Consider the following 16,057-nt stretch of genomic DNA (forward strand, 5'->3'; position numbering starts at 1 on the left):
CTTCCCGCAGTGGCGTTATTCTGTTTTGTCGTTCAGCTCACCCGGCCCGCCCCGTAGGCAGGGGCTTCGGGCAGCACGAACGGGTCGGCAAAGTTGTTGGTGCGGTCGTTGATGTTCATCCGCACATCCCAGAAGGCGTCCCCGTAATCCCGCAGGACGGTGTAGTTCTGGTCGCTGAGGGTGCGCAGGGTGGTGGTGTCGGTGATGAGCAGGGCGTCCCCCTCGTACTCGTAGCCCACCAGGCTGTCGGCGTAGGTCTGGGTGACGGTTCCGCTTTGCAGCAGCTGGGACACCGCCTCGGCGGTGGTCTTCACCAGCTGCACCCGGGCCCCCGCGGGCAGGCTGTTCAGCAGGGCGCCCCGGGTGACCTCCCCGTATTCCGGCTGGGTCACGCCCCCCGCCACGGCGGTCAGGGGCAGGTCGGCCAGGCCGTCCTCCAGGCTCTGCCAGTTGTCCTTGTCGCCGTCGGCGTAGGCCAGCCACACTTCGGCCACATAGTTGCCGAAGGAGACGGTCTTTTTCTCCTCCTCAAGGGTGAAGAGGGTCTGCCCCGCCACCGAATCGTCCCCCGCCGCCAGGGATTGCAGGCTGGTGGTGGTGGAATCGTAGGTAGCCCGGGCGTCGTCGGACAGGCTTTCCCGGTTGGCCTGGAGGGTGGCGGCGGGCAGGGTCTGGGCGTTGCGCACGCTCACCCCACCCTTGGCGTCAAACACCAGTTCCAGGCTTCCCACGCCGTCCAGGCCGCCCGACACAGCCACCACCGGCAGGCCGTCGGTGGTGGTTTCGGCGGCATTGGCGCTGATGACCGCGCTGACACCCAGGTTTTTCAGGTCGCCCAGGATGGGGGATACATCGGTGTCCGGCCCGGCAATGCAGAGGATGGCCTGGGCGCCGGCGGCCTTGAGGGCCGCCACCTGCTCCGAGGCGGTCTGGGCCAGGTCGTCAGCGGACATGCCGTTGGCGTGGGCGTAGTTGCCGGTGGAAGCCAGAGAGAAGAACCCGATGGTCTTGCCCGCCCGCTGCACCGTGTAGTTCATGCCGTTGGAAATGCGGTTGCGGCTCCAGCAGGTGGACCGGTAGAACAGGGGCGCCCCCTCGGTGCCGCGCAGGTTGGCAGCCAGGGAAGGCCCGTTGGCGGTGACCACGTCGTCCAGCAGCCGTTCGGGACCGAAGGCCAGGTCCACCCCGTCGAAGGCCTGCAGGTCATACCCCGCCGCCGCAAAGGAGGAGGTTATATCCATGCCGCCGGTGAGACTGGTGTTGGCGGTGCCCTGCACGCTGCCCCCGGCGTCCAGCAGGATGGCGTCGGTGTCGGAAGCCAGAGCGGCCACGTCGGCCAGGGTGACGGTGCCGTTGTCGGTGACGCCCCGCAGGTTGCCGGTGGCGTAGACGGGCACGCTCACCTCCCCCACCCGCACGGTGACGTCGGCGGTCTGGCGGCCGTCGGCCAGGGTGGCGGTGATGATGCAGCTGCCGTCCCCCTTGGCGGTAACAACCCCCTTCTTGTTCACGGTGGCCACATTCTCATCGCTGGAAGTCCAGAAGATGCGCTGTCCGCCCTCCTCCTCGGTGACTTCGTCGGTGGTCAGGGTCACCTTGTCCTTGGCGGCGCCCAGCCACAGTTCGTTGGTATAGGTGTCGTTGGTAAAGCTGGGCTGGGCCGCGGCGGCCTTGGCGTCGGTGATGCCGGTGAGCAGCAGCTCCTCCATCACAAAGTCGATGTCCACCGTCTCGCTCTGCACCCCGTAGGCGGCGCCGGGCTCGGTGTAGCTGGCCTGCCACATGGTGTAGGGGCCGGTGTAGCCCAGGTCGGAGTTGAACCGGGCGATCCAGAAATTGTCCCGCCACTCATCAAAGCCCGCGTCCATCAGACGGCCCCGGGTCCAGTTCAGCGAGGCATAGACCCCCTGTTCCCCGGTGTAGCCCCAGCTTTCCAGCTGGTCGAAGAAGGCGGCGGTGAGTTTGGCCATCTCCTCGGGGAAAAGGCCGGTGATGGCCTTGTCCTCCAGGTCATAATACACGGGATAGTCCAGCTTGTATGCCTTGGATGTATAGTCGGTCAGACCCTCGTGGTCGGGGGCTTTCAGCCCCAGAAGCCGGGCCACATGGTCGGCCTCGCTGCGGGCCTGCTCCTCGGTGGTGGCGTAGGAGTAGAGGTAGGCGCCGAAGGGGATGCCCAGTCGGGTGCACTCGTCGGCGTTGCGCTCCCAGTACTCGTCGTCCTGGGCGTACTCCCCTTCCCCGTTCCACTCGCTGCCGAAGCCGCAGCGCAGAATGGCAAAGTCGATGCCGGCGGCCTGGGCTTTCTCCCAGTCCACCTCGCCCTGGTATTTGGACACATCAATGCCCTTTTTCACCGCGGGCAGAATCACTTCCCCCGCATCGTTGAAATAATACCCGTTTTCGTTTTTGGCCCAGGCGCCGGCGGCGGTGCCCACATCGGGCACCGCCGGTTCCCGGGGGCCCTTGTCCCGCCCGGCAATGACCACAATGATGATGGTCAGAATGACGGCCAGCACACAGACGCCGGCCAGCAGCAGGGCGCCGGGGCCGAACGCCGATGCACGGTTTTGCGGTCCTTTTCCATAACAGTCCTCTTTTATCTTGGGGCGGGGCGGCGGTTTTCCGCCCGCAGTTTCCTTTTATATATAGATTAATAGTACCATTTTGCCCGTGAAATTACAACGCCCGTTTCCGGCAAAATGTGTAAAATCAAGCCGGAAACGGGACGTGGTTTATTGCGTTTTTTCCAGAATTGCGCGCACTTCGGCCTCGGTCAGGCCCAGGCGCACGGGGGCGGGCTCTCCCCTGTCGGATTCGTCGGCCAGATGCAGCCACCAGGTCTGCACGTCCAGCCAGCGGCCGAACTTGTACCCCGACCGGGGCTGGGTGCCTGCCTTGAAGAACCCCAGCGCCTTGTGGAAGGCTTCGCTTTCGGGATTGGGGTGGGTGATCAGGGCGGCGGCTTCCCGGTAGCCCTGGGCCTTGAGCATGGCCAGCAGGGGGCGATAGAGTTTGCCCCCCACCCCCTGGCCCATGCAGTCGGGGGCGCAGTAGATGGTGGTCTCCACGCACCAGCCGTAGGCGGCCCGGGGGTGCAGCGGATGGGCGCAGGCATAGCCGCACAGGCGGCCGGCAGCGTCCTCCGCCACCAGGAAGGGGGCCCGCTGCAGCACGCCCCGGATATTTTCTTTCATCTCCTCCACCGTGGACAGTTCATACTGGAAGGTGGCGGTGGAGTGGGTGACGTACCAGTTGTACAAGGTCACCACGGCCTGGGCGTCCTCCTCGGTGGCCAGGCGGACGGTGACTTTGTGCTCGGCGGCCCAGGCATCGGCCAGGGCCTCCTTTTCGGGGCGGGAAAGCTTTTTCAGCGCCGCTTCCTGGCGCAGGGCCTCGCTCTTGTCGGCGCAGCGCCGGGCATAGGCCAGCCTGGCCCCGCCCTTCATGCGGGTGTACCGGGCGCCGGTGCCCCCGGCGTGGTTGTGCAGGCGGCGGGCCAGGTCGTTGGTCCAGCCGGAATACAGGCTGCCGTCGGCGCAGCGGACCATGTAGACCCAGGCGGTGGGGGCGTCGGTGGCACGCAGGTCGGCGGTGCTGGGGGCAAAGCCCCGGGGCGGGTCGTCGTGGAGGTAGGCGCTGCTCATTCGCTCACCGGCTTTCCGGCGGCGCGCAGGGCGCGGCGACAGGCTTCCACCGCCTGGTCCTTGTCATCGGCGGTGATGAGGAAGCGGCTGGGGTGGCAGAACCGCAGGCCCAGACCGCTGCGTTCCCGCAGAACGGCTTCGGGCTGCCCGGCCCAGGCCGGGGGGAAGGGCACCTTGCTGCGGCGGGTCTTGTAGTCGGTGACGCACTGGGCGCTGTAGCCGCCCCGCTGGCTGGGATACACCACAAAGATGGCGTCGGTCTTGTACAGGCCGTTTTTCCAGGGCATGTAGGCGGGCAGCACCACAATGCCGTCCTTGGCGGCCTTCCAGGCACGCTGGACCGTCTCGTCCGCCCGGTTGACGGCGTTGGCAGCGGCGATCTCGTTGCGCAGGATCTGGTCGGCCACCGCCACTGCCCGCCAGAAACACTCGTCGGGGTCGTCCTTGGAATCCCACACCGGGTTGAAGGAGCCGATGGCGTCGGCCAGGGAGTTCTGTTCCCCGGTGTTGTCGTTCAGGTCCAGGGGCTGGACGAAGTTTTCATCCAGCAGACGGGCCTGGTGCTCCCCCACCAGCCCGGCGCCCAGCACCCGCCACAGCAGGCCGAAGGCGGCGTAGGGCACCCCGTTGGGGCGGGATTCCCGGGGTTCGCTGTGGTGGTCGAACATGCCGCCGCCGATATCGAAGACGATGCCGTCAAAATTGTCCGGCACGGTGAAGCCCCGGGTGATCTGGATGTCGGGGCGAAGGATGCGCAGCAAGGCGGTGGAAAACACGTCGTCGGCGTGGAATTTGCCGCCGTGGGTGAAGCCTTTGGACGGAATTTTCATGGGATTTTCCTCCTGTATGGAACACGGCCGGAAAGGCCGATGGGTTTTGGTTGGACGGGTTTTATTATAGCACATTTGGGGGGTGGGGGAAAGCTGTGGTGTTTTTCTTGGTTTTTCCTTTGGGGTTCGTTTTGGCTACTTGGCAGGCAGCTGCCGACCGGGAACTCTTTCCTTTTCGTGCCCGAAAAGGAAACGAAAAGGGCCCGCCGTTCCGATGCGGCGGCCGCCGGCCAGGGTTTTCAACCCTGGACCCGTATGCGGCCACCCCTCCGGGACGGCCTACTCAGGTCCTGGGGGACCTGAGCAAGGAATGGATTTGAATAGCACCTCCAAAAAGCCTCCCCTGTGCAAGGGGAGGTGCCGCGCAGCGGCGGTGGGGTTGGAAACCTTGCCCCCTTTCCCGTCATCGGGCAATACCTCCAAGTCTCCAACCCCTCAGTCGCCTGTCGGCGCCAGCTCCCCTTGCACAGGGGAGCCTTCAGCAGCAGCTGCCGGGAAATGGTTTCAAATCCTTATCCTTGTTCACCGGCCCCCAGGCCGGTGAATAGTCCGTCGTAAGGTGGCCGCATCCCCGGGTCCAGGGCCGCAGCCCTGGTCGGCGTCCACCGCATCGAAACGGTGGCGGTTTTTCCGTCGCTTTTTGACGCCAAAAAGCGACAACTTTCCGGCAAACTGCCGCTTGCCAAGAAGCCAACAACACAAAAGCAGAATTTTTCGTTTCCTTTTCAGCCACAAAAAAGGAAAAACTCTCCCACTTGCATCCTCCTGCAAATCTGGTATAATAATAGGTTGTCGATACATCGCACTTATTTTCTCAGTTGTCCAAAAAAGGAAGTAGTTATGCAAAATTTTAGTAAAACCCTCCGCAGCAGGGCCTTCTGGCTGGGCAAGGTACTGCCCTTTGTGCTGGCGGTGGCCGCGGCTTTTGTGGCCCGGTATCAGCTGGAACTTTCCGACGGCGTCACCCCCGACTATCTGGCCGGGCAGTGGCCGCTGTACGCCCCCCTCAATGCCCTGACGGCCTTCTGCCTGACCCTGGTGTTCTTTGCCTTCATCGGGCGGTGGAGCCTGGCCACCGGCCTTTCGGGGGCGCTGTTCACCCTGCTGGCCATCGTGAACTATTACACCCGGGACCTGCACGGCACCGCCCTCATGCCCCAGGATATCCTGAACATCGGCACCGCTGCCGCGGTCATGGGCAGCTACACCCTGCGCATCACCCAGACGGTGCTCACCATCGTGGGGTTGTGCGTGCCGGTGCTGGCTATCGCGGTGGCCCAGCATTTTCTGGCTTACGGCCGCAGCAAGCCCCCCAAAATCCACTGGAAGCAGCGGCTGACACGCTGGGCCGGGTGTTTCGTGGGCATCTTCCTCATTCTGTATGTGGGATACTTTGCCCCCTTTGCGGTCAAGCCCAAGCAGACCTACGGCTGGGCCTGGCAGCTTACCTATTATAAGTACGGGTATCTGGCGGGCACCATCGAGTCGGCGGGGCTGCTGATGAACCCCATCGTGCAGCCGGACAACTATTCCGACGAGGCCGCCGAAACCGCCGCGGCCTCCACCCGGAACTACACGCCGGAGACCGCCGCGGTCTCCGAGCAGGAATACCCGGACATTGTGCTGATTTTGTCCGAGAGCTTTTACGACTTTGACCTGGTCACCGACCTGCAGGCGGACACCGAGATCATGCCGGTGACCAAGAACCTGGAAAACAGCATCTACGGCCACACCGTGTCCCCCCAGGTGGGCGGCGGCACCAACTCCAGCGAATACGAGATGCTCACCTCCAATTCTCTGATGCTCATGCCCAGCATCACCCCCTTCAACTGGCTGAACCTCTACGGCGCCGACAGCGTGGTCAGCTATCTGGAGGACCTGGGCTACTCCACCATGGCGGCCCACCCCTACACCAACCTGAACTACCGCCGCAACAGCGCCTGGCTGGCCCTGGGCTTTGACAATGTGTATTTCCAGGACAGCTTCCCCACCCAGGAGTATTACGGCAACCGTCCCTACCAGACCGACAGCGCCACCTACAAGGACCTGGAAGCCATGTACGAGTCCATGCCGGAGGACCAGCCCCGGTTCACCTTCCTGGTGAGCATCCAGAGCCACGGCGACTACGACATGAACGAGCCGGAACTGGACATCGTGCATGCGGCCACCGACTACGGCGAATATGATTCGGTGATGGACGAGTATCTGTCCTGCATGAAGATGACCGACGCGGCCTTCGGCGAGCTGACCGAGTATTTCACCCAGGTGTATGAACAGACCGGCCGCAAGGTGATTGTGGCCATGGCCGGCGACCACGCTCCCAGCTTCGTCACCCATGTGTCGGACCAGAGCCGGGCTTCCGAGAACGATCTGCAGGTATTGCAGCGCAGCACTCCCTTCATCATCTGGGCCAACTACCCGCTGGAGAACGCCGGCGAGACCAACGACCGCGACCCGCTGAACCGGATGGACCTGTGCATGCTGGTGCCCACCGTGGCCGAGCAGGCGGGCCTGCCCCTGACAGACTACTACAAGTATCTGCTGGCCATGAAGGAGGACGTGCCCCTGATGACCGCCGGCAACGACTATATGGACGCCGACGGTGTGACCCACGTGTTTGGAGAAAACCAGACCAACGACGACTGGGTCCACGGCTACTTTGCCCTGGAATACAACAACATCGGCACCCACGCCAAAAAGAACGATGCTTTGTTCCGGCTGAACGGATAAAGCCTGACTTCCCTGCCCTGCCTTTTCCTTGCGAAAGGGCGGGGATTTTTTGTTTTTTATGTTGCGGGCTGCTTGGCGGACGGCAGGCAGCCGCTTGGGGAGCCGAGATTGGCTCCCCTGTGTAAGGGGAGCTGGCGGCCGGAGGCCGACTGAGGGGTTGTGAGCTTATTTTGGCCTCCCGGTAACGGAAAATGTCGCAAGGTTTCCAACCCCTCCGCCGCTGCGCAGCACCTCCCCTTACACAGGGGAGGCTTAGGGAAAAAGCGGCAGCACTCCCCCTTGCACCGAGGAGGCGTTCCGGAAGCAGAGACCGGCTCCCCTGTGTAAGGGGAGCTGGCGGCCGGAGGCCGACTGAGGGGTTGTGAGCTTATTGTGGCCTCCCGGTAACGGAAAATGTCGCAAGGTTTCCAACCCCTCCGCCGCTGCGCGGCACCTCCCCTTACACAGGGGAGGCTTAGGGGAAGCAGCATTTTAAAAACTTTCCTTGCTCAAGCCCCCCAGGGCTTGAGTAGGCCGTCGGTAGGTGGCCGCACACCCCGGGTCCAGGGCCGCAGCCCTGGTCGGCGTCCACCGCGTCGAAACGGTGGGACTTTTCGCTTCCTTTTGGTCACAAAAGGAAGGACTAAATGGCAGGCAGCCGTTACCCAAGAAGCGAGAAACAAACCAGCCCCTCGGCCGCTGCGCGGCACCTCCCCTTACACAGGGGAGGCTTAAAAAACCCGCCCCGAACAAAAGCAAAAAAGCACCCCCACCCTGCCCTTTCGGACAGAATGGGGGTGCTCTTATTTATGCAGCTTTACCAGACTGCGCAGGTCTTACTTGTACAGTTCGACCAGCTTGGTCAGGTGCTCGTAGCGGCTCTCGGCGGCCTTCTGGTTCTTTTCGAACAGATCCTTGGCGCGATCCGGGAACGCACGGGACAGACGGCTGTAACGGGTCTCGTTGGCCAGGAAGTTCTGGTATTCTTCCATCTTGCCAGCCTTGGAGGTCAGGGTGAAGGGGTTCTTGCCCTCGGCCTTCAGAGCGGGGTTGAAGGTGAACAGGTTCCAGTAGCCGGACTCGACGGCCTTCTTCATCTCGTTCTGGCAGTTGGTCATGCCGCCCTTGATGCCGTGCAGTTCGCAGGGAGCATAGCCGATGATGATGGACGGGCCGGGATAAGCCTCAGCCTCGGCAATGGCCTTGACAGCCTGAGCCATGTTGGCGCCCAGAGCGATCTGAGCAACATAGATGTAGCCGTAGGTCATGCAGATCTCAGCCAGGCTCTTCTTGCTGATTTCCTTGCCGGCAGCGGCGAACTGGCAGACTTCGCCGATGTTGGAGGCCTTGGAAGCCTGTCCGCCGGTGTTGGAGTACATCTCGGTGTCGAAGACCATAACGTTGACGTCGTGGCCGGAAGCCAGGACGTGATCCAGGCCGCCGTAACCGATGTCGTAAGCCCAGCCGTCGCCGCCGAAGATCCAGAAGCTCTTCTTGGCCAGGTACTGCTTGTCCTTCAGGATTTCCTTGGCTTCATCGCAGCCGCAGGCTTCCAGAGCAGCGATCAGGGCCTTGGCGGGAGCGTCGTTGGCCTTGGTGTTGTTCTTGGTTTCCAGGAACTTGTCGATGACAGCGTCCATCTCGGCGCTCTTACCCTTCAGGGCAACAACCTTGTTGATCAGGTTGGCGCGGATGGTCTCGTAGCCGATCTGCATGCCCAGGCCGTGCTCGGCGTTATCCTCGAACAGAGAGTTGTTCCAGGCGGGGCCGCAGCCGCTTTCCTTGTTGGTGGTGTACGGGCTGACAGAAGCGGTACCACCCCAGATGGAGGAGCAGCCGGTGGCGTTGGAGATGAACATCTTTTCGCCGAACAGCTGGGTGATCAGGCGGGCATAAGAGGTCTCGGCGCAGCCAGCGCAGGAGCCGGAGAACTCAAGCAGCGGCTGGTTGAACTGAGAGCCCTTGACGGAGATCTCGGAAACAACGCCGGGGACATTGTCCTTCTTGCGGATGTTCTCGACGCAGTAATCGAAGGCAGCCTGCTGGTCGGCCTGGGATTCCTGCGGCTTCATCTCGATGGCCTTGGTCGGGCAGACGGTGACGCACTCGCCGCAGCCCATGCAGTCCAGAGGAGAAACAGCGATGGTGAACTTGTACTCGCTGGCCTTCGGCTTGGTGTCGGCGCTCTTCAGGCTGGCCGGAGCGGCAGCCATTTCGTCGGCGGTCAGGCAGAAGGGACGGATGGTAGCATGAGAGCAGACGAAGGCGCAGTTGTTGCACTGAATGCACTTGCCGGCATCCCATTCGGGCACCATGACGGCGGTGCCGCGCTTCTCGTAAGCGGAAGCGCCCAGTTCCCATTCGCCGTTGGGGTTATGCGCAAAGGCGGAAACAGGCAGGCTGTCGCCGTCCATACGGGAGACAGGCTCCATGACGTCGCGGACCATCTTGACCAGCGGAGCGGGTCCCTTCAGTTCCTTGGCGGGAGCGTCCGGCTCGGGGTTGTGCCAGCTTTCGGGCACTTCCACCTTGTGGACAGCGTCCACGCCGGCATCGATGGCCTTCCAGTTCATCTGGACAACGGCGTCGCCCTTCTTGCCGTAGCTCTTCTTGGCGGCGGCCTTCATGTACTCGACGGCTTCGTCGATGGGCATGACGTCGGCCAGCTTGAAGAAGGCAGACTGCAGGATGGTGTTGGTGCGCTTGCCCATGCCGATCTCGATAGCCTTGTCGATGGCGTTGATGGTGTACAGCTGAATGTTGTTGTCAGCGATGTACTTCTTGTCGGCAGCGTTCAGGTGCTCGCCCAGTTCCTCATCGGACCACTGGCAGTTGATCATGAACACGCCGCCCGGCTTGACATCCTGGACCATCTTCATGCCCATGTGGATGTAGGCGGGGTTGTGGCAGGCAACGAAGTCAGCCTGGTTGATGTAGTAGGGGCTGCGGATGGGCTTGTCGCCGAAACGCAGGTGGCTGATGGTCACGCCGCCGGTCTTCTTGGAGTCATACTGGAAGTACGCCTGAATGTACTTGTCGGTATGGTCGCCGATGATCTTGGTGGAGTTCTTGTTGGCGCCGACAGTGCCGTCGCCGCCCAGGCCCCAGAACTTGCACTCCTTGGTGCCGGGAGCGGAGGTGATGGGAGCGGGCTTGACTTCGGGCAGGCTCAGGTTGGTCACGTCGTCCACGATGCCGATGGTGAAGCGGGACTTCGGAGCATCCTTCTCCAGTTCCTTGTACACGGCAAAGACGCTGGACGGCGGGGTGTCCTTGGAGCCCAGGCCGTAACGGCCGCCGGTCAGGACGATGTCGTTCAGGCCGGCCTCACGCAGGGTAGCGGCCACATCCAGGTACAGGGGCTCGCCCAGGGAGCCGGGCTCCTTGGTGCGGTCCAGAACGGCGATCTTCTTGACGGTCTTGGGCAGAACCTTCAGCAGGGCTTCGGAGACCCAGGGACGATACAGGCGGACCAGAACCAGGCCGACCTTCTCACCCTTGGCGGTCAGGTAGTCGATGACTTCCTCGGCCACGTCGCAGATGGAGCCCATGGCGATGATGACGCGGTCAGCGTCCTCGGCGCCGTAGTAGTTGAACAGATCGTAGTTGGTGCCGATCTTTTCGTTGATCTTGTCCATGTACTTCTTGACAACGGCGGGCAGAGCCTCGTAAGCCGGGTTGCAGGCTTCACGATGCTGGAAGAAGATATCGCCGTTTTCATGGCTGCCGCGGGTCTTGGGATGCTCGGGGTTCAGTGCAGCGGCGCGGAATTCTTCCACGGCCTTCATGTTGCACATTTCCTTCAGATCCTCGTAGTCCCACTTTTCGATCTTCTGGATCTCGTGAGAGGTACGGAAGCCGTCGAAGAAGTTCACGAAGGGAACGCGGCCCTCAATGGCGGACAGATGCGCCACGGGGGACAGGTCCATGACTTCCTGGGGGTTGGATTCGCACAGCATGGCGAAACCGGTCTGGCGGGTGGCGTAAACGTCGCTGTGATCACCGAAGATGTTCAGTGCATGGGTCGCCACGGTACGGGCCGAAACGTCAAAGACGCAGGGCAGACCTTCGGCGGCGATCTTGTACATGTTGGGGATCATCAGCAGCAGGCCCTGGGACGCGGTGAAGGTGGTGGTGATGGCACCGGTGCCCAGCGAGCCGTGCACGGCGCCGGCCGCGCCGGCCTCGGATTCCATCTCAACAACCTTGACCTGGTTGCCGAAGATGTTCTTCAGACCCGCAGCGCTCCACTGGTCAACGGTGTCGGCCATCGGGCTGGAGGGGGTGATGGGGTAGATGGCAGCTACGTCGGTGAACGCATACGCTACGTGGGCCGCAGCGGTGTTGCCATCCATGGACTGTTTTGCTCTTGGCATTTTTCTTCCTCCGTTTACTTCGGTGTGCCAAAGGCCGCCACGGCCTTGCGACCCACCAATTTGGATTCAGCACCCGCACACGACCATAGGGGCCCACGGACATACCATGGCCCCGAACGGCTGTTTGCAGGAGAAAGTTTCCCCATACCGCAGCCCGTTGCCGGGCAGCCCTGCGATACGGGAACGCTTTTGCTTGCTCTCATTTTACCAAATTTGTTCCCGTTTCGTAAAGTATTATTGCATAGAATGTTGTACGATTTTTTTGTTAAAATATTGGCAATTTGACGATTCTCTTGTGGAATGTTACCGTATTTTCTACAAGACCCTTGTGTAATAGAGAGATATTTTGTATAATTCTGTTTGTCGCCCCTCAATTTGACCGTATACGGATGTTTTTTGCGCATCAAAAGGGGAAAAATACCCCTTGCAAATTCTTCGTTTTGTGGTAAAATGAGGGTCCAAACAGTTAGCAATGGCTAACTGTTTGGATACAAGGTCTCTTTCACGTTGCCCATGCAACACATTCTGCCCTCCGGCGGGTCTATACTGGGTACGGAAGGGGGGCCTTGCCCCTCGTCAGACCGCGCAGTCCGCGGGTCTGGATTCACCGTTTTTTCCCTTATTTATAAGGAGGTACCGTCGATGCACAACTATCCCCAGTGGGAAGGCTTTGAAGGCCGCATCTGGAAAGAGGAAGTCAACGTCCGCGATTTTATCCAGAAGAACTACCGCCCCTATGACGGGGATTCTTCCTTCCTGGCCGGCCCCACCGAAGCCACCAACAAGCTGTGGGGCGCTCTGCAGCAGCTGCAGAAGGAAGAACGCGCCAAGAACGGCGTGCTGGACATGGAGACCGAAGTGGTTTCCGGCCTGACCGCCTACGGCCCCGGCTATATCCGGGAAGACCTGAAGGATCTGGAAAAGATCGTGGGTCTGCAGACCGACAAGCCCCTCAAGCGCGCTTTCATGCCTTACGGCGGCATCAAGATGGCCGAGCAGGCCTGCACCACCTACGGCTATACTCCCAGCGAAAAGCTGCACGAGATTTTTACCAAATACACCCGCACCCACAACCAGGCGGTGTTTGACGCCTACACCCCCGAGATGAAGAAGGCCCGCCACAGCCACATCATCACCGGCCTGCCCGACACCTACGGCCGCGGCCGCATCGTGGGCGACTACCGCCGTGTGGCCCTGTACGGCATCGATGCCCTGATTGCCTGGAAGCAGGAAGATTTTGCCAACTGCGGCGACGGCACCATGACCGACGACATCATCCGTCTGCGGGAGGAGATTGCCCTGCAGATCAACGCCCTGAAGGGGATGAAGGAGATGGCCGCCATCTACGGCTACGACATCTCCGCCCCCGCCAAGGACGCCAAGGAAGCCATCCAGTGGCTGTACTTCGGCTATCTGGCTGCCATCAAGACCCAGAACGGCGCCGCCATGAGCGTGGGCCGCATCTCCACCTTCCTGGACATCTACATCCAGCGGGACCTGGACAAGGGCATCCTCACCGAGACCGAGGCCCAGGAGCTCATCGACCATCTGGTCATGAAGTTCCGCATGGTCAAGTTTGCCCGCATCCCCAGCTACAACCAGCTGTTCAGCGGCGACCCCGTGTGGGCCACCCTGGAAGTGGCGGGCATCGGCATGGACGGCCGGTCCATGGTCACCAAGAACGACTACCGTTTCCTGCACACCCTGGAGAACATGGGCCCCGCGCCGGAGCCCAACCTGACGGTGCTGTACTCCAGCGCCCTGCCGGAGAACTTCAAGAAGTACGCCTCCGAGATCTCCATCAAGACCAGCTCCATCCAGTACGAGAACGACGACGTGATGAAGCCGGTGTGGGGCGACGACTATTCCATCTGCTGCTGCGTGTCGGCCACCCAGACCGGCAAGGAGATGCAGTTCTTCGGCGCCCGTGCCAACCTGGCCAAGTGCCTGCTGTACGCCATCAACGGCGGCATGGACGAGAAGCTGCATGACCAGGTGGGCCCGGCTTACGCCCCCATCACCAGCGAGTACCTGGATTATGACGAGGTCATGAAGAAGTACGACGTGATGATGGACTGGCTGGCCGGCCTGTACGTGAACGTGCTGAACCTGATCCAGTACATGCACGACAAGTACTACTACGAGGCCGCCGAGATGGCCCTCATCGACACCGACGTGCGCCGCACCTTTGCCACCGGCATTGCGGGCTTCAGCCATGTGGTGGACAGCCTTTCTGCCATCAAGTACGCCAAGGTCAAGACCGTCCGGGACGAGACCGGCCTGGTCATCGGCTACGAGACCGAGGGCGACTTCCCGAAGTACGGCAACGACGACGACCGCGCCGACGACATCGCCGTCTGGCTGCTGAAGAGCTTCATTGACAAGGTGAAGCGCCGCCACACCTACCGCAACTCCGAGGCCACCACCTCCATCCTGACCATCACCTCCAACGTGGTGTACGGCAAGGCCACCGGCGCCACCCCCGACGGCCGCAAGGAGTACACCCCCTTCGCCCCGGGTGCCACCCCCAGCTACGGCGCCGAGACCCACGGCCTGCTGGCGTCCTTGAACTCGGTGGCCAAGCTGCCCTATCACTGGGCGCTGGACGGCATCTCCAACACCCAGACCATCAACCCCGATGCCCTGGGCCATTCCGAGACCGAGCGCACCAACAACCTGGTGCAGGTGCTGGACGGCTACTTCGATCAGGGTGCCCATCACCTGAACGTGAACGTCTTCGGCACCGAGAAGCTGCTGGACGCCATGGAGCATCCCGAGAAGGAAGAGTACGCCAACTTCACCATCCGCGTATCCGGTTATGCGGTGAAGTTCATCGACCTGACCCGGGAGCAGCAGCTGGACGTCATCGCCCGTACCTGCCACAAGAAGATGTAAGCTTGGCGGCGTGATGCCATAAACCAAAAATTCCCCCGCATGCGCCTACCGGCAGGGCCGGCGGCGGCATGCGGGGGTCTTTTTTTGGGGCAGGGAAGACGCTTATTGGCGGGAAACGGCGGTCAGTTCCCGGGCGAAGTCCCGATAGCCGGCATCGGCCAGCAGAAGGCCGTTGGCGATGGCCTGCACCGCGGCGTCGGCCACGGCGGCCGCCAGGTACAGGTACAACAGGGGATACTGCCCGGTCATGGCCAGGTACATTCCCAGGTTCATAAGCAGCAGCACCAGGGAGGCAGCGCCCCCCACGACCCCCAGCCAGGCCAGCACCCGGACGCCCCGGCGCAGCATATAGCTGATGCCAAAGGCCACCACCAGGCCCAGAACCAGGTTGCCCACCACCGACATGGCAAAGATGCCTGCCGCCACCATGGCCAGGGTAACCAGGGTGCAGGCGATGCGCACGCCCACCCACAGGTTGGTCAGGCGCACGCACTTGGCGTAGGCGGCAGCGTGGTCTGCGCGCAGGGCTTGCAGGCGCTCGTTGATGTTTTGTTGCGTTCCGGTGTTGTTTTCCATCCGTTGGCACCTCTCTTTTCCTGCTACCAGTGTAGCACACTTGCCCCCAAAATGCCACACGCATTTTGTTGTTTTGTCATATTGCATTGTTGTTTTATCATATTATCCAAAATTTACCGCGGCGGTTTATACACTGCCGCCAAGGAGGCCACTTATGTCGGAAGCCGTCAAACAGCCTTTGGGCTATATCAATTCGGTGGAGACCTTCGGTCTGGTGGACGGGCCGGGGGTGCGGTACGTGCTGTTTTTGCAGGGGTGCCGCATGCGCTGCCGGTACTGCCACAACCCCGAGACCTGGGCCTTTAACAAGGACAACGCCCAGACCCCCGCCGAAGCCTTTGCGGCGGCGTATCGCTACCGCAACTACTGGAAGAACAACGGCGGTCTGACGGTGAGCGGGGGAGAACCCCTTTTGCAGATCGAGTTTTTGACCGAGCTGTTCCGCCTGGCCAAGGAAAAGGTGGTGCACACCACCCTGGACACCTGCGGCCAGCCCTTCACCACCGAGGAACCCTTCTATTCCCGGTTTGTGGAGCTGATGAAGTACACCGACCTGGTGATGCTGGACATCAAGGAGTGGGACAGCGCCCGGCACAAGGCCCTGACCGGCCACCCCAACGAGAACATCCTGGAAATGGCGCGGTGGCTGTCGGACCACGGCAAGGACATGTGGATCCGCCACGTGCTGGTGCCCGGCCTGACCGACGACGAGGCCGCCATGGCCGCCACCGGCGAGTTCATCAAGGGCCTGAAGACGGTGCGCCGGGTGGAGGTTCTGCCCTACCACACCCTGGGACTGTTCAAGTGGGAGAAGCTGGGCATTCCCTACACCCTGGACGGTGTGCCGGTGCCCACCGACGAACAAGTCAGCAAAGCCGAGGAATTGTTGGGGGTTGTGAAGGAATAACCCAAAGGCTCCCCTGTGTAAGGGGAGGTGCCGCGCAGCGGCGGTGGGGTTGTGAAGTTTCCCTGGCATCCCGTTACCGGGCAACCACAGCAGCCCTCCAACCCCTCAGTCGGCCTT

9 protein-coding genes are annotated in these 16,057 nt (G+C 61.8%); 3 read left to right on the forward strand and 6 right to left on the reverse strand.

From position 1 onward, the window contains the following. Positions 1–32: 32 nt before the first annotated feature. From H6B15_RS15550 to H6B15_RS11265, 3 genes are all read right to left on the reverse strand, one after another. Entirely contained in the window at positions 33–2,519 is a 2,487-nt protein-coding gene (locus tag H6B15_RS15550; protein ID WP_345941981.1) for a GH25 family lysozyme, read from the reverse strand. A gap of 216 nt (positions 2,520–2,735) precedes the next feature. Beyond that, positions 2,736–3,647, reverse strand: coding sequence for a GNAT family N-acetyltransferase (locus H6B15_RS11260; protein WP_204648081.1), 912 nt, complete (start codon positions 3,645–3,647; stop codon positions 2,736–2,738). Beyond that, positions 3,644–4,477, reverse strand: a complete 834-nt coding sequence (locus H6B15_RS11265) for an MYG1 family protein (protein ID WP_204648082.1) — start codon at positions 4,475–4,477, stop codon at positions 3,644–3,646. Before H6B15_RS11265 ends, H6B15_RS11260 begins: the two co-directional genes overlap by 4 nt. An 840-nt stretch (positions 4,478–5,317) precedes the next feature. On the opposite strand from H6B15_RS11265, the gene H6B15_RS11270 reads away from it, so the two are divergent. Then, positions 5,318–7,207: an LTA synthase family protein gene (locus H6B15_RS11270; protein WP_204648084.1), complete on the forward strand. Its 1,890-nt coding sequence runs from the start codon at positions 5,318–5,320 to the stop codon at positions 7,205–7,207. 815 nt (positions 7,208–8,022) lie between these two features. Here the strand turns inward: H6B15_RS11270 and nifJ are convergent. Both nifJ and H6B15_RS11280 read right to left on the reverse strand, forming a co-directional pair. Then, the gene (gene nifJ, locus H6B15_RS11275; protein ID WP_204648086.1) at positions 8,023–11,562 is read right to left on the reverse strand and encodes a pyruvate:ferredoxin (flavodoxin) oxidoreductase; all 3,540 of its coding nucleotides are present in this window, start codon (positions 11,560–11,562) and stop codon (positions 8,023–8,025) included. A gap of 14 nt (positions 11,563–11,576) precedes the next feature. Further along, complete coding sequence (locus H6B15_RS11280) at positions 11,577–11,966, reverse strand: hypothetical protein (RefSeq protein WP_204648087.1); 390 nt, start codon at positions 11,964–11,966, stop codon at positions 11,577–11,579. A 238-nt stretch (positions 11,967–12,204) separates the two neighbouring features. Between H6B15_RS11280 and pflB the strand changes: the two genes are divergently transcribed. After that, positions 12,205–14,457 carry a formate C-acetyltransferase gene (pflB, locus tag H6B15_RS11285; RefSeq protein ID WP_204648089.1) on the forward strand — a complete coding sequence of 751 codons (2,253 nt, stop codon included), beginning with the start codon at positions 12,205–12,207 and terminating at the stop codon, positions 14,455–14,457. A gap of 102 nt (positions 14,458–14,559) precedes the next feature. On the opposite strand, the gene H6B15_RS11290 is transcribed toward pflB, so the two are convergent. Further along, positions 14,560–15,033: a hypothetical protein gene (locus H6B15_RS11290; RefSeq protein ID WP_204648090.1), complete on the reverse strand. Its 474-nt coding sequence runs from the start codon at positions 15,031–15,033 to the stop codon at positions 14,560–14,562. A gap of 154 nt (positions 15,034–15,187) precedes the next feature. Here H6B15_RS11290 and pflA point away from each other — a divergent pair, with 154 nt between their 5' ends. Continuing rightward, complete coding sequence (pflA, locus tag H6B15_RS11295) at positions 15,188–15,940, forward strand: pyruvate formate-lyase-activating protein (protein WP_204648092.1); 753 nt, start codon at positions 15,188–15,190, stop codon at positions 15,938–15,940. The last annotated feature ends 117 nt before the right edge of the window (positions 15,941–16,057 follow it).

The organism is Gemmiger formicilis (assembly GCF_016900095.1).
Lineage (GTDB): Bacteria > Bacillota > Clostridia > Oscillospirales > Ruminococcaceae > Gemmiger > Gemmiger formicilis_A.